A 13,311-nucleotide genomic window follows, 5' to 3' on the forward strand; every position below is an offset into this window, starting at 1 on the left:
GAAGTGATCAAGTACGCACTTCGGAGTGGGTGGTTACCCCGGGGTGAGCGAGCAGGTCAGGGGAGGACGCGATGACGACCGTCAATCGTCCGGGCACGCCGGACGGGCACATCTGCGGGATCGACACGGCGCTGGAGGTGATCGGCGGCAAGTGGAAGGTGCTGGTCCTCTGGGCCCTGCACGAGCAGCCGCACCGCCGGTTCGGCGAACTCCGGCGGATGCTGCCCGGGGTGACCGAGAAGGTGCTCGCCGCCCACCTGCGCGAACTGGAGGCGGACGGCGTCGTGCACCGCGAGTCGTACGACGAGGTGCCCCCGCGGGTCGAGTACTCGCTGACGGAGGACGGCGTCCGGCTCAACGGGGCGCTGGCCCCCCTGGGCGACTGGGGCCGCGCGCGGGTGCGGGCCGCCGCCCGTTCGGCGGCCCGACCCGGGCCCGCACGCGTGGACGGAACCCGGGGCCCGGGACACTAGGCCCGGGACACTAGGCCCGGGACACTAGTCTGCCGATCATGGCAATGACACCTGACGAGTTCCACGCCCACGCCCGCGCGGCCGCCGACGGCGAACTCCGGCTCCCGCTGGCCCGGATGACCGCCTGGGAGGTCAGCCCGTTCGAACCGGAAGGGCTGCGCGTCTCGCCGCTGCGCCCGCCGGTGCTGCCCGAGCCTGCGCGCCACGGCGAGGACCCGGCCGACTGCCACATGTGCGCGGCCCGGGACGAGGGCCTGTGGTTCACCGAGCACTGGCGGCTGGCCCGGGTCACCGGCGTCGGCGTGCCGCTGGCCCTGATGCTGTACCCCCGCGACCACTACGACCTGGCGGCGCTCCCCGACGAACTGGCCGCCGAACTGGGCGTGCTCACCACCCGGGTCGTCCGCCTGGTCGAGGCCCTGCCGCACATAGCCCGCGCCCACGTCTACCGCCTCGGCGACGGCGCCGCCCACCTGCACCTCTGGTTCTTCGCCCGCCCGGCCGGCCAGGTCCAGATGCTCGGCTCCTGGCTGCCCGTCTGGGACGACCTGCTCCCCGAGTACCCCGCCGAGCCGGCCCAGGCGGACGCGGAGACCGTCGCCGACGCCCTGACCGCCTCGTACGGCGGCCGCCGCACCGCGAACCCCTGACGGGACCCGGCTGCCGCCCTCAACTGCCCTGCTGTTCCGACGGTTTGTGGTGGACCTCGCTCCAGACGAGTTCGCGGGCGGTGCCGTTGTTGCGGGAGGGCGGGGAGTAGCGGTGGCCCCAGCGGTCGCCCAGGGCGAGGGCCTTGAGCACCGCCATGTGGTCCTCGGGGCTGGGTGAGCCGTCCTCGGGGCGGAAGATCCGCAGCTCGACGCGGTAGCCGTCCGGGATGACGGTCAGCCTGGCCTCCCCGCCACCCGCCTCGGCGAGCTGCTCGGCGATCTCCCAGGCACGTTGCCGCAACACGTCACCGCTCACGAGGCCACCCCCAGCGCGGAACGGGCCTCGGTGCCCAGCTCCGGGGCCGCGAGCCGGACGGGAGCGGGGAACTCACCGCGCAGCACCGCCAGTTCGAGCAGCGCCTCGGACAGCCGCTGCGCCCAGGGCAGTCCGACGCACCCCAGCGCGAGGCCGGCCAGCTCCGGCGGGACGTCGTCGCGGTAGACCGGCGAGAGGCCGGCCGGCGGGTCCAACCTGGCCGCCAGGAACGCCCGTTCCAGCGAGTCGGCGGCCTGCTCGGAGTCGGTGAACCCGCCACGCAGGAACCGCTGCAGGACGTCGACGGCCACCAGCGGTTGTCCGGTGTACAGCACTTGGATTCCTTTCTTGGTGCGTTCAGGCCACTTCGGCCACGGCGGCGCAACGCGGGCAGGCGCAGGCCGGCCAGCTCAGCGCCGAGACCAGCGGCGGGATCTCTTCTTCGTCCGAGAAACAGGAGGAGACCTCGACCTCGCCACCGTCGGGCCGCCTCCGGTAGACCCGGATCGTCAACCTGGCTTTCGGGCCCGGGTACGGGTGATCAGGCATGGCTGTGACCTCGCGAATTCTCGTACGGGAGGAACGGGCGAGCACGGCTCCGGCCGGCCCGGGCGGATCGGATCCGCTGCCCACGGCACCGCTCCTCTCCCGCACGCCCCCGAACGCGCCGTCGCGCGGCCCGCCCGCTCCGCGCGCTCGCCCGTGGGAGTGGTGGACCGCCTGGACCACCACCACCCTCGTCCGCCCCAACCACGATGGGGCGGTGGCCAGTTCTGCTGGCCGAGATCAGCACCCGGCGGACCCGTGCAGGCACGGGACACCAGCACGTTGCCGAGCGGTTCCGCTCCGTAACGCAATGGCTACCGGGAGCGCCCACTGTCCTCTAGGCTTCGAGACTGTTCAACTTGTCTCCAGCGGTTTGTTTGGTAGGTCGAATCACCGTGAACAAGAGGGAACTTGACCCCGAGACGTCCCCGGCGGACGGAATCGGGGCACTGCTCCGCACGTCAAGGGAGCAGCGCGAGTGGACGCAGGAGCACTTGGCGTCCCTGGTCGGCTGTACGTCGTCGTACATCTCGGCGGTCGAGCACGGCCGGAGGAAACCAAGTCAACGGATTGCAACCACACTTGACCGGGTGTTTGGTTCGGGCGAACAGTTCCTCCGGGGGCGGAGCGCGGCGAGCCAGCACGCCTTGTTCGAGGGCTTCCCCGAACTGGTGCGCAACGAGGCGAAGGCAACGACGATTCGCATGTTCGAGAACAGCGTCATTCCGAACCTGCTCCGGACCCACGACTACGAACGCGCTTACCAAGCGGGAGCCGTGCATCGAGGCATCGCAACTCAGGAGCAGGCCGACCAGCGATGCGAGCTGCTGTTCCACAGGCAGCGGAACCTCGACCGCATTCCGGCACCGCTCTACCAGGCAGTGATCGACGAGGCAGCACTACGGCGACCGGTCGGTGGCCGGGACGTCATGGTGGCTCAACTTCACCACCTGGAGGCTATGGCCGTCCGTCCCCGCTTCAGGATCCAGGTGGCACCGTTCTCTCTCCCCGAGGCCAGGTCGTTCGCGCACCCAATTGTGTTGCTGACCATGCCCGACAGGTCCATGATCGGCTACGGCGAGACCCAGCGTCGCGGCTACCTCGAACGCGATCCGGAGACGCTGGCGGAGTGGATCAGTGAGTACGATTACCTGCAGGGCGAGGCTTTGTCCCGGGCTGCGAGCATCGAGTTCATTCGCAAAGTACGGAGAGATTTCGAACATGGATGACCTGCGCAGCGCCGCTTGGCGCAAGAGCTCCCACAGCGCCGAAGCCGGAAGCTGCGTCGAGGTCTCAAACGACTTCCCCGGTACCGTCCCCGTCCGCGACTCCAAGGACCCGCAGGGCCCCGCCCTCCTCTTCCCCGCCGCCGCCTGGTCCGCCTTCGTGACCGCCGTCCGCACCGGCGGCCTCGACGCCCCGGCGGGCTCCGGCCGGTAGCCGGCAGCTTCGCTCAATTTCCTTTCGCAGCAGAATGTTTGATGCCCTGGTGCACTCGATTCGGACCGGGCAGCATGGGGGACGGCGGTGCCCCGGTGTTCGAACGCGTCCGCGACCGGGCCGAACCGGCACGTGACCGACCGGTCCGGGCGATTCCGGCACGAGTGTGGAGCTGTCGAACTATGACCACTTCGGTGGATGCGGACGTGATCGTCGTCGGACTCGGCGCGATGGGCAGCCAGACCCTCTGGCAGCTGGCCCGGCGCGGGGTCGGGGCGATCGGCATCGAGCAGTTCACCCCGGGGCACGACCACGGCGCCAGCCACGGCGAGTCCCGCATCATCCGCACCGCCTACGCCGAGGGCGCCGCGTACGTGCCGCTGGTGAAGCGGTCCTGGAAGCTCTGGCAGGAGTTGGAGCGGGTCTCCGGCCGGAGCCTGCTGGCGCGGACCGGCGGTCTGATGGTCGGGCCAACCGACTCCTCGGTGATCGCCGGGCCGCTGGCCTCGGCCAGGGCGCACGGGCTCACGTACGACCTGCTGTCCGCCGAGGACCTGCGCCGGGACTTCCCGCAGTTCCGGGTGACCGACGACCTGCGGGGCTTCTACGAGGAGGAGGCCGGCCTGCTGCGGCCCGAACTCGCCGTCACCACGGCCGTGGAGGCCGCGGTGGCGAGCGGGGCCGAGGTGTTCGCCGAGGCGGCCGTCCGGGAGGTCGTGCCCGACCCGGAGCGCCCGCGGGTGGTGCTCGACGACCGCGAGCTGACGGCCCGCCACGTGGTGGTGGCGGCGGGCGGCTGGCTGCGGCAGCTGCTGCCAGGCACCGCGGGGCTGCTCACCGTCGAACGGCGGGTGATGGGCTGGTTCGGCCACCGGGACCCGGCCGCCTTCGCCCCCGACCGGTTCCCGATCTTCGCCCGCTCCGACTCCAGCGGCGAGCACGGCAGCTACGGCTTCCCGTCCCTCGACGGCGCGACCGTCAAGGTCGGCCTGCACACCTGGCCCGGCATCGACGAGCCCGCCGACCCGGCGGCCGGCCACCGCCCACCCGACCGGCAGGACGCCGAGCGCTTCGCGGAGGCGGTCGGCGACACCCTGCTCGGCGTGGACCCGTACCCGGTCCGGATGGCCTCCTGCATGTACTCGCTCACCCCGGACCGCCACTTCCTGGTCGGGGGCCGCCGCGAACTGCCCGGCCTCACCCTGCTGGGCGGGTTCTCCGGGCACGGCTTCAAGTTCGCCACCGTGATCGGCGAGATCGCGGCGGACTTCGCCTGCGACGGCTCCACCCGCCTGCCCGTCGCCCGGTTCGACCCGCACCGCTTCGACTGACACCGACCGAGAGCCGACCCGAGCGGGGCCGCCGTCCGTGTTCTCCGACGCCGGGACCGCACCCCGCCCGGTGCCGCAGCCCGCCGAACTCCTACTCCTGCACAAGCCGTCGGCCTGAGGGTCCACCGCGCGCGGACGGGGTGCGGACCGCCACAACCGCCACCGGGCCTGCTCGGCAAGGGTGTTGAATGGTCGGCGGGAATCGGCGGGAGGGGGCACCCGGATGCTGCGGTGGCTGTTCGACGCGGGCCTGGCGCTGCTGCTGGTGGCGGGCGAGGCCGTGGCCGTGGCCGGGTGGTTCCTGCACGGCAGCTTCGAGGTGCTCCAGGGCAGGCGGGAGACCACGCCCGCGCACCGGGTCGCGCTGGGGCTGGCGGGCACCGCGGCCGTCCTCGCCGGGGTGGCGACCGGCCTGTACCTCCTCGGCCTGCCGGTCGCCGCGACCGCCCAGGGACTGCTGGCCGCCGCCACCGCGCTACTGCTGCTCCTGGGGCTGGGACTGGCCGGCAGCGTGGCGGTGACCGTCCTCGGCGGGGCGGCGGCCGGCCTGCTCCTCCTCCACCCGCCCGATTCCCCGGTCGCCCGGGGCGCGCTGGCCGCCGCCGCCGTCCCGCTGCTGCTCCTGGGGCTGCTGGGCGTCCCCTGACCGTCCCGGCCGTCGGGGACGGGCGGGGAGCCGGCCGCCGGGGTGGCAGACTGGCCGGCGGGGGTGATCGCGTGCTGATCGGTGTGCTGGGGCCGCTGGAGGTCCGGGGCGCGGAGGTCGCGGGGGCGCGGCTGCGGGGGCTGCTGGTGCGGCTGGTGGTGGACGCGGGCCGGGTGGTCTCCTCCGAGCGGCTGGTGGCGGACCTGTGGGGCGCGGAGCCGCCCGCCGTACCGGGGAACGCGCTGCAGACGCTGGTGTCCCGGCTGCGGGCGCTGGGCGGACGGGACGTGGTGCCGGCCGGGTCGGGCGGCTACCGGCTGGCGGCGGGGGCGGGCGAGGTCGACGCGCTGGAGTTCGAACGGCTGCTGGCGGCGGCGCGCGGCCTGGCCGCCCCGGCGGAACGGCTGCCGGTGCTGCGGCGGGCGCTGGGGCTGTGGCGCGGCCCGGCGCTCGCGGAGTTCGCCGACGAGCCGTTCGCGTCCCTGGCGGCCCGGCGCTGGGAGGAGTTGCGGCTGACCGCCGTCGAGGAACGGGTGGCGGCGGAGTTGACGCTCGGCCAGGGAGCCGCGCTGGTCGCCGAGTTGGCGGAGCTGGCGGCCGCGCACCCGCTGCGCGAGCGGCTGCACGGCCAGTTGATGCGGGCCCTGGCGGCGGCGGGACGCCCGGCGGCCGCGCTGGAGCGGTACGAGGAGACCCGGCGCGAACTGGCCGAACGGCTCGGCGTGGACCCCTCCCCCGAACTGTCCGCGCTCCACCTCGCCCTGTTGCGAGGCGAGTTGACCCCAGCGAAGACCCCCGCGAAGACCCCCGCGAAGACCCCCGCGAAGACCCCCGCGGCGGCCCCGGCTCCAGGTCCGGCCACAGCACCCGCGCCGGAGCCGTCGGCGCGCCGCTCCCACCTGCCGCTGGCGCTGACCAGTTTCGTCGGCCGCGAGCGGGAGTCCGCGACCGTCCGCCAACTGCTGGCAACCACCAGGCTGGTGACGCTGACCGGCCCCGGCGGGGCGGGCAAGACCCGGCTGGCGCTGGAGGTCGCGGCGGGGCTGGCCGCGGACTTCCCGGACGGCGTGTGGCTGGTGCCGCTGGCCCCGGTCACCTCGCCCACCGAGGTCCCGCAGGCCGCGCTGCAGGCGCTCGGCGTCCCGGACGCGCTGCGGGTCGGCGAGCCGCTCGCCCCGCTGGCCACCCCGGTCGGACGGCTGGCGGAGGCCCTGGAGCGGCGCCGGCTGCTGCTGGTGCTGGACAACTGCGAGCACCTGCTGGACGCGGCGGCCGAGTTGGCGGCCGGCCTGCTCTCCCGGGCCCCGCACGTCCGGGTGCTGGCCACCAGCCGGGAGCCGCTGGGCGTCACCGGCGAATCGCTCTGCCCGGTGCCCTCGCTGCCGCTGCCCCCGGCCGACGACGCGGCGGCCGCCGACTCCCCGGCGGTGCGGCTGTTCGCGGACCGGGCCGCCGCCGTCCGCCCCGGCTTCCGGATCGACCCGGGGACGGCGCCGCTGGTCACCGCCATCTGCCGGGCGCTGGACGGCATCCCGCTGGCGATCGAACTCGCGGCCGCCCGCACCCGCTCCCTGACGCTGCGCCAGGTCGCCGAACGGCTCGACGACCGCTTCCGGCTGCTGACCGGCGGCGACCGCTCCGCCCTGCCCAGGCACCGGACGCTGCGGGCCGTGGTCGACTGGAGCTGGGACCTGCTGGACGCCGACGAACGCGCGGTGCTGGCGGCCCTGTCGGTGTTCGCCGGCGGGGCCACGCCCGAGCACGCCGAACTGGTCTGCGGCCCGCGGGCCCCGGGAGCCGACGTGGTCGAGGTGATCGCCGCCCTGACCGACAAGTCCCTGGTCCGGGCGGCGACCGACGGCCCGGACGGCGGGGTCCGCTACCACCTGCTGGAGACCGTCCGGGCGTACGCCGCCGAGAAGGCCGCCACCGCCGGCACCGCCGCCCCCACCCGGGACGCGCACGCCGCCTGCTTCCTCGCCCTGGCCGAACGGGCCGAACCCCGGCTGCGCGGCCCCGAACAGGCCCACTGGTCGGCCCGGTTGAACGCGGAACGGGACGACCTGCACGCCGCCCTCGGCCACCTGACCGCCACCGGCGACACGGCGGGCGCGCTGCGGCTGGCGGGCGCCCTGGCCTGGTTCTGGACGATCTGCGACCACATCGGCGAGGCCGGCCACTGGACGCGCGCCGTCCGCGACCTGGTCGGCCCCCACGTCCCGCCCGGCCTCGCGGACGCCCACGCGCTCTGCACCGCGCTCGCCGTCCTGCTCCCCGCCCTCGGCGCCGGCCCCGACCACGACCCGGCGGCCCTCCGGCAGGCCGCGGCCACCGTCCGCGACCACCTGCCGGACCGCCCCGCCCACCCCGTCCTGCCCCTGCTCGCCCCCTGCTGCGCCCTCCTGCTGGACGACCGGCCGACCGCCCTGCGCGAACTGCGCGCCCTGCTCGACCACCCCGACCCGTGGACCTCCGCCGCCGCCGGCCTCGTACTCGGCCGGATCGCCCTCGCCGAGGAGCGGCCCGCCGAGGCCGCCGAGCAACTCGACCGCAGCCGGAGGGAGTTCGTGCGGATCGGCGACCACTGGATGCGAGCGGCCGCCGCCGGCTGCGAGCAGTGAGAGGGCCCCGCCAGGGGCTCGGGGAACGGCGAGAGCCCCCGCCAGGGGCTCGGGGAACGGCGAGCCCGTGGCTGCTGACGGTGCACTGCCGGAGCGCGCGTCTGCTTCCGGTTCCGTTAAAGACACGCAGCAGCACGAACACTTCGATGGGCTCCGGCCGTCAGCAACACGGACCCGCCGTTCCCCGGGCCCCTGACGGGGCCCATGCGCAGCATCGACTCGCCGTTCCCCGAGCCCCTGATTTCGCCTCCCGCCGTCCTTATTTCTTCGGGAGGAAGGCCGCCGCCAGGCCCGCCGCCAGGAGGGCGACCGCGCCGGAGGCGGTGAGGACGGCGGACATGCCGTGGACGAAGGCGGTGTGGGCGGAGGAGAGCAGGGCGCCGTCGTGGAGTTCGGCGGCGACGGCGGTCGCGCCGGTCACCGAGTCGCGGGCGGCCGTCGCGGCGGGGGCCGGGAGGGCGGTGACGTCGATCCGGGCCAGGTAGCCGGCGCTGAGCAGGCTGCCGAGGGCCGCGACGCCGAGGACGCCGCCGACCTGTTGCAGGGTTTCCAGGACGCTGGTGCCGACGCCGGTGCGGGTCTCGGGCAGCGAGGCCATCACCAGGCTGGTCGCGGGCACGACGGTCAGGCCGAAGCCGACGCCGACCACGGCCAGCCACAGCGCGGTGGACCCGTACCCGCTGTCGGGTGCGGCCCGCGTGCCGAGCAGGACCCCTGCGGCGAGCAGGGTCAGTCCGGCGGGCACCACGGCGCGGGCGCCGATCCTCGGGACCAGGGTCTCGCTGAGCGCGGCGGACAGCATCAGGCCGCCGATCAGCGGGAGCACCCGCAGTCCGGTGCCGAGGGCGTCGTAGCCCTGGACGGCCTCCAGGTACTGGGGGACGACGAACAGGATGCCCATCACGGTGAAGTTGCCGAGGACGGCGGTCAGGGTCCCCCAGGAGAACCGGCGGTCGGCGAACAGCCCGAGGTCGAGCAGGGGTTCGGCGGCCCGGCGCTGCTGCCGGAGGAAGCCGGCCAGCAGCAGGGCGGCGGCGGCCAGCGGGAGGAGCACCGTCGGGGAGGTCCAGCCGTCGGCCGGGACCAGGATGGTGCCGTAGACCAGGGCGGTGGTCCCGGTGGTGCCGAGGAGCGTGCCGGGCCAGTCGAACGGTGCGCTGCGGGTCCGGTCGCGCGGGCCGTCGGCGGGGAGCAGCAGGGCGCCCGCGAGCAGGGCGGCCGCCGCCACGGGGACGTTGAACAGGAAGACCGAGCCCCACCAGAAGTGGTTCAGCAGCCAGCCGCCGATCACCGGCCCGGCGGGCATGCCGAGGGCGGCGGCGGCCGTCCAGACCGCGATGGCCCGGGGGACCTCCTCGGCGGGGAAGACCTTCGGGAGCAGCGCCATCGAGACCGGCATGATCATCGCGGCGCCGAGGCCCATCGCGGCGCGCACCGCGATCACCGCGCCCGCGGAGCCGGTGAAGGCGCCGGCGAGCGAGGCGGCGCCGAACAGGGCGACGCCCGCAGTGAGCACCCGCCGGTGGCCGAGCCGGTCGCCGAGCCGGCCCACGGGGAGCATCGCCACGCTGAAGGTCAGCAGGTAGCCGCCGCCGATCCAGAGCAACTGCGTGCTGTCCGTGCCGAGTTCGCGGGCGAGGGTGGGCAGGGCCACGTTGATGACCGTCCCGTCCAGGCCGACCACCAGCACGCTCACCACCAGTGCCCCCAGTGCCCACCACCGGCGGGCCGAACGAACCGCTTCCACCACCGCGTCCTCCAGCTCTCGCGTACCGACGTGCCCACCTTCGGGGGCACCGCTGGTACGGGGCTGGCAGCGTGCTGGCACGGGCCCGGCGGTACGGGCCCGTACCGCGGGCTCAGAAGACGGCGTTGAACGCGTCGATCCGGGGCCGGTCGAGGTCGGGGCGCAGCCGGCCGGTGCGGGCGAGGGTGACCATGCCGTGCAGGGCGGACCAGGCGAGTTCGGTGTAGCCGTCGGGGTCGTGGCCGGTGGCCCGGGCGCTGCGGGTGGCGGGTTCGGCGATGGCGGCGAAGGCGTCGTGCAGGGGGGCGGGGGCTTCGGGGGTGCCGAAGGGGAGGGTGCTGGGGAGGGTGAAGATCGCGTCGTAGAGGGCGGGGTTGGCCGCGGCGAAGGCGAGGTAGGCGCGGGCGACGGCGGCGAACGCCTCGCGCGGGTCCGCGACGTCCGCGGCGGCGGCCCGCAGCAGGGTGGCGAGTTCGGCGCAGCCCTCGACCGCGACGGCGGCGACGATGGCGTCCTTGCCGCTGAAGTGGCTGTACAGGACGGGCTGGCTGTACTCGATGCGTTCGGCGAGGCGGCGGGTGGTGACGGCGTCCCAGCCCTCGGCCTCGGCGAGTTCGCGGGCGGCCCGGACGATCAGCCGTTCCCGTTCGGCGCGTTCGCGCGCCCTGCGTTCCTTGATAGCCATGAACGGAATCCTAGCAGCGCTAGACATCTGACGAATCGTCGGTCTAGCATCATTCCTGTCGCTAGCGCCGCTAGAAAAACGGCGGCGCACACCGCTCCGCACCGCACACCGCTCCAGGGGGAACCACCATGTCCGCACTCACCGGCACCACCGCCACCACCGCCCGCCCGGCCAGCAGCCGACTGCGCGTCAACCTCGCCACCGTGTTCACCGCCCTGGTCGCCCTGGGCATCGGCTACATCGGCATCAGCTTCCTGGTCTCCCCGGAGAGCACCGCCTCCGGCTTCGGCCTGCCGGTGTGGCCGCAGGGCGAGGCCGCGGCCTTCCTCGACCTCAAGGGCATCCGGGACATCGTCTCCGGCCTCGTCCCGCTGGCCCTGCTGCTGACCGGGCACCGCCGGGCGCTCGGCTGGGCGCTGCTCGCCGAGTCGGTCACCCCGTTCGGCGACGCCGCCACCATCCTGGCGCGCCACGGCAGCACCGCCACGGCCTTCGGGGTGCACTTCGCCACCGCCGTGTTCGTGGTGGTCACCGCCGTCCTGCTGCTCACCGAGCGGGGCGGCCGGACCGACAAGGAGAACTGACGAGCGCTCAGCCCTCCGCCCAGTCGCCGCCCGCGAGGAACTCCTCCAGGGCGGCGCGGTGCGGTCGGGGGTCGATCCGCTCGGCGGCGAGCCACTCGTCCGAGTAGTACTTGTCGAGGTACCGGTCCCCCGGGTCGCAGATCAGCGTGACGACGCTGCCGCTGCGGCCCTCGCGGCGCATCTCGGCGACGATCCGCAGCGCGCTCCACAGGCCGGTGCCGGTGGAGGCGCCGGCCTTCTTGCCGAGGACGTCGGCCAGCAGGTGGACGGCGGCGATCGAGGCCGCGTCGGGGACCTTCATCATCCGGTCGATCGCGCCGGGCACGAAGGAGGGCTCCATCCGGGGGCGGCCGATGCCCTCGATCCGGGAGCCGGTGGGACAGTGCGCGTCCGGGTCGTGGTGCACCCAGCCCTCGAAGAAGCAGGAGTTCTCCGGGTCGGCGACGCAGATCCGGGTGTCGTACTGCATGTAGTGGACGTACCGGGCGATGGTCGCGGAGGTGCCGCCGGTGCCCGCGGTGGCGACGATCCAGGCGGGCTCGGGGTGGGGTTCCAACCGCAGCTGGGCGAAGACCGACTCGGCGATGTTGTTGTTGCCGCGCCAGTCGGTGGCCCGCTCGGCGTAGGTGAACTGGTCCATGTAGTGGCCGCCGGTCTCGGTGGCGAGCGCGGCGGCCACCGCGTAGACCTCGCCCGGGTTGTCGACCAGGTGGCACCGGCCGCCGTGGAACTCGATCAGCTCGATCTTGGCCCGGCTGGTGGTGCGGGCCATCACGGCGACGAACGGGACGCCGACCAGCTGGGCGAAGTACGCCTCGGAGACCGCGGTGGAGCCGCTGGACGCCTCGATCACCGGGGCGCCGGGCCGGATCCAGCCGTTGCACAGCCCGTACAGGAACAGCGAACGGGCCAGCCGGTGCTTGAGGCTGCCGGTCGGGTGCGTCGACTCGTCCTTGAGGTACAGGTCGACGCCCCACTCGGCGGGCAGCGGGAAGCGCAGCAGGTGGGTGTCGGCGGACCGGTTGGCGTCGGCCTGCACCCGGCGGACGGCCTCCTTCAGCCAGGCCCGGTACTCGGGGTCGGTCCGGTCCACGTCCTGGGTGTGGTCGCTCATCGCACGCTCTCCTCGCCGCCGCCGGTACGCCACCAAGCGTAACAGTCAACTACGATAAGTGACGGTTACCGGGGTTCCAGCTTCCCCTTATGCCAGGCACCCTCAGCGGCGCCACAGCTGCACGGCCGAGCCGCCGGCCACCGCCAGCAGGCGGCCGTCCGGGGAGAACGCCACCTGCTCGGCGCACTTCACCCGGAAGTTCGAGTGGAGGGCGGCCACGCACCGGCCGGACTCCAGCTCCCACACCTGCGTCCGCTCCTCGCTGACCGGGTCCCCGCCCACCACGAGCTCCCGGCCGTCCGGGCTGAAGGCGAGCGCGAACTCGAACGACCGCCGGCCCCGGACGGTCCCCGGCTCCGGCTCCCCCGTCCTGGCGTCGCAGAGGTACCAGCCCTCGTTCCAGACGCCCACGGCGAGCCGTTCGCCGTCCGGGTGGAAGACCAGGCTCTGCGCCACCACGGGGGTGTGTTCCGCCGCCCACTCCCCCAGCAGCCGCCCGCTGCGGTCCCACCGGTGGACGCAGCCCGAGGTGTTGGTGATCAGGCTCTCCCCGTCCGGGGCGAACGCCACCGACCGCACCACCAGGGGACGCCGCTTCAGGTCGGCGACGACCCGGCCCGAGGCCAGGTCCCAGAGCCGGGCCGACTCCTCCCCGCCCGCCACCAGCAGGCCCCCGTCCGGGCTGATCGCCATGACGTACGTCTTCCCGGGGAAGGCCAGCGCGGCCGCCCCGCGCCGCCCCGCCCAGAGCCGGGCCACCCCGCCCCGCCCGGACGGCTCGAACGGCTCGCCGGTGGCCGTGCTCCACAGCCGCACCGCGTTCCCCGTCCCGGCGGTGGCGATCACGGCGCCGTCGGGGCTGAGCACCGCCGCCCCCACCCTCCGCTCCCCGAGCAGCCGCGGGGCGACCAGCGCCCGGCCGGTCGCCGCCTCCCAGCGCCAGACCCCGCCGTGGCCGTACGCGAAGACGCTGCCGCCGTCCGGGCTGAAGGAGACGCCCTGGACGACGCTCCCCGCCTCGACCGTGAACCGGTGGTACGGGCGGAACGGGCCGTGGGAGGCGTCGGGTTCGCCGGCCGCGACCGGGTCGAGCAGCGTCACCCGGGCCGTGTCCGGCTCCGGGGCCGGAGCCGGCACGGGGGCGGGGGCCGGCGCGGG

General features: G+C 74.4%; 15 protein-coding genes. 8 read left to right on the top strand and 7 right to left on the bottom strand.

What is annotated here, in order from left to right; all coding sequences use genetic code 11:
• Positions 1 to 71: 71 nt before the first annotated feature.
• On the top strand, positions 72 to 473 hold the full coding sequence (locus ACWEO5_RS14615; protein WP_452162739.1) for a winged helix-turn-helix transcriptional regulator: 402 nt from the start codon (positions 72 to 74) through the stop codon (positions 471 to 473).
• 38 nt (positions 474 to 511) lie between these two features.
• Entirely contained in the window at positions 512 to 1,123 is a 612-nt protein-coding gene (locus ACWEO5_RS14620; RefSeq protein ID WP_452162740.1) for a hypothetical protein, read from the top strand.
• Positions 1,124 to 1,142: 19 nt separating this feature from the next.
• On the opposite strand, the gene ACWEO5_RS14625 is transcribed toward ACWEO5_RS14620, so the two are convergent.
• The 3 genes from ACWEO5_RS14625 to ACWEO5_RS14635 are packed head-to-tail and all read right to left on the bottom strand — an operon-like array spanning position 1,143 to position 1,988.
• Positions 1,143 to 1,439, bottom strand: coding sequence for a hypothetical protein (locus tag ACWEO5_RS14625; protein WP_452162741.1), 297 nt, complete (start codon positions 1,437 to 1,439; stop codon positions 1,143 to 1,145).
• Positions 1,436 to 1,774, bottom strand: coding sequence for a hypothetical protein (locus ACWEO5_RS14630; RefSeq protein WP_452162742.1), 339 nt, complete (start codon positions 1,772 to 1,774; stop codon positions 1,436 to 1,438). Before ACWEO5_RS14630 ends, ACWEO5_RS14625 begins: the two co-directional genes overlap by 4 nt.
• A 22-nt stretch (positions 1,775 to 1,796) precedes the next feature.
• Positions 1,797 to 1,988: a hypothetical protein gene (locus ACWEO5_RS14635; RefSeq protein WP_452162743.1), complete on the bottom strand. Its 192-nt coding sequence runs from the start codon at positions 1,986 to 1,988 to the stop codon at positions 1,797 to 1,799.
• Between the two features lie 392 nt (positions 1,989 to 2,380).
• Here ACWEO5_RS14635 and ACWEO5_RS14640 point away from each other — a divergent pair, with 392 nt between their 5' ends.
• The 5 genes from ACWEO5_RS14640 (at position 2,381) to ACWEO5_RS14660 (ending at position 8,023) form a co-directional block, all read left to right on the top strand.
• Positions 2,381 to 3,214: a helix-turn-helix domain-containing protein gene (locus ACWEO5_RS14640; protein ID WP_452162744.1), complete on the top strand. Its 834-nt coding sequence runs from the start codon at positions 2,381 to 2,383 to the stop codon at positions 3,212 to 3,214.
• Positions 3,207 to 3,425, top strand: coding sequence for a DUF397 domain-containing protein (locus ACWEO5_RS14645; RefSeq protein ID WP_452162745.1), 219 nt, complete (start codon positions 3,207 to 3,209; stop codon positions 3,423 to 3,425). The genes ACWEO5_RS14640 and ACWEO5_RS14645 overlap by 8 nt, the downstream gene beginning before the upstream one ends.
• Positions 3,426 to 3,607: 182 nt before the next feature.
• Positions 3,608 to 4,756, top strand: a complete 1,149-nt coding sequence (gene solA / locus ACWEO5_RS14650) for an N-methyl-L-tryptophan oxidase (protein WP_452162746.1) — start codon at positions 3,608 to 3,610, stop codon at positions 4,754 to 4,756.
• Positions 4,757 to 4,979: 223 nt separating this feature from the next.
• Positions 4,980 to 5,402 (top strand): hypothetical protein, encoded by a 423-nt coding sequence (locus tag ACWEO5_RS14655; RefSeq protein ID WP_452162747.1) that lies wholly within the window; start codon positions 4,980 to 4,982, stop codon positions 5,400 to 5,402.
• A gap of 71 nt (positions 5,403 to 5,473) precedes the next feature.
• Entirely contained in the window at positions 5,474 to 8,023 is a 2,550-nt protein-coding gene (locus ACWEO5_RS14660) for an AfsR/SARP family transcriptional regulator (RefSeq protein ID WP_452162748.1), read from the top strand.
• 259 nt (positions 8,024 to 8,282) lie between these two features.
• On the opposite strand, the gene ACWEO5_RS14665 is transcribed toward ACWEO5_RS14660, so the two are convergent.
• Positions 8,283 to 9,770, bottom strand: coding sequence for an MFS transporter (locus ACWEO5_RS14665; protein ID WP_452162749.1), 1,488 nt, complete (start codon positions 9,768 to 9,770; stop codon positions 8,283 to 8,285).
• A 112-nt stretch (positions 9,771 to 9,882) separates the two neighbouring features.
• The gene (locus tag ACWEO5_RS14670) at positions 9,883 to 10,455 is read right to left on the bottom strand and encodes a TetR/AcrR family transcriptional regulator (RefSeq protein WP_452162750.1); all 573 of its coding nucleotides are present in this window, start codon (positions 10,453 to 10,455) and stop codon (positions 9,883 to 9,885) included.
• Positions 10,456 to 10,583: 128 nt separating this feature from the next.
• Here ACWEO5_RS14670 and ACWEO5_RS14675 point away from each other — a divergent pair, with 128 nt between their 5' ends.
• The gene (locus ACWEO5_RS14675) at positions 10,584 to 11,039 is read left to right on the top strand and encodes a DUF4267 domain-containing protein (RefSeq protein ID WP_452162751.1); all 456 of its coding nucleotides are present in this window, start codon (positions 10,584 to 10,586) and stop codon (positions 11,037 to 11,039) included.
• 7 nt (positions 11,040 to 11,046) lie between these two features.
• On the opposite strand, the gene ACWEO5_RS14680 is transcribed toward ACWEO5_RS14675, so the two are convergent.
• Together ACWEO5_RS14680 and ACWEO5_RS14685 are read right to left on the bottom strand one after the other, a co-directional pair.
• Complete coding sequence (locus ACWEO5_RS14680) at positions 11,047 to 12,153, bottom strand: PLP-dependent cysteine synthase family protein (protein WP_452162752.1); 1,107 nt, start codon at positions 12,151 to 12,153, stop codon at positions 11,047 to 11,049.
• Between the two features lie 102 nt (positions 12,154 to 12,255).
• Positions 12,256 to 13,311, bottom strand: a 1,056-nt coding sequence (locus ACWEO5_RS14685; protein ID WP_452162753.1) for a WD40 repeat domain-containing protein, incomplete at its 5' end; no start/stop codon positions are given.

This window comes from Kitasatospora sp. NPDC004272, assembly GCF_053603035.1.

What these genes read in the sequence shown, in the direction of transcription:
- ACWEO5_RS14615 (WP_452162739.1), top strand. Translation starts at nt 72, where the DNA reads ATGACGACCGTCAATCGTCCGGGCACGCCGGACGGGCACATCTGCGGG.
- ACWEO5_RS14620 (WP_452162740.1), top strand. Translation starts at nt 512, where the DNA reads ATGGCAATGACACCTGACGAGTTCCACGCCCACGCCCGCGCGGCCGCC.
- ACWEO5_RS14635 (WP_452162743.1), bottom strand. Translation starts at nt 1,988, where the DNA reads ATGCCTGATCACCCGTACCCGGGCCCGAAAGCCAGGTTGACGATCCGG.
- ACWEO5_RS14645 (WP_452162745.1), top strand. Translation starts at nt 3,207, where the DNA reads ATGGATGACCTGCGCAGCGCCGCTTGGCGCAAGAGCTCCCACAGCGCC.
- solA (WP_452162746.1), top strand. Translation starts at nt 3,608, where the DNA reads ATGACCACTTCGGTGGATGCGGACGTGATCGTCGTCGGACTCGGCGCG.
- ACWEO5_RS14655 (WP_452162747.1), top strand. Translation starts at nt 4,980, where the DNA reads ATGCTGCGGTGGCTGTTCGACGCGGGCCTGGCGCTGCTGCTGGTGGCG.
- ACWEO5_RS14670 (WP_452162750.1), bottom strand. Translation starts at nt 10,455, where the DNA reads ATGGCTATCAAGGAACGCAGGGCGCGCGAACGCGCCGAACGGGAACGG.
- ACWEO5_RS14675 (WP_452162751.1), top strand. Translation starts at nt 10,584, where the DNA reads ATGTCCGCACTCACCGGCACCACCGCCACCACCGCCCGCCCGGCCAGC.
- ACWEO5_RS14680 (WP_452162752.1), bottom strand. Translation starts at nt 12,153, where the DNA reads ATGAGCGACCACACCCAGGACGTGGACCGGACCGACCCCGAGTACCGG.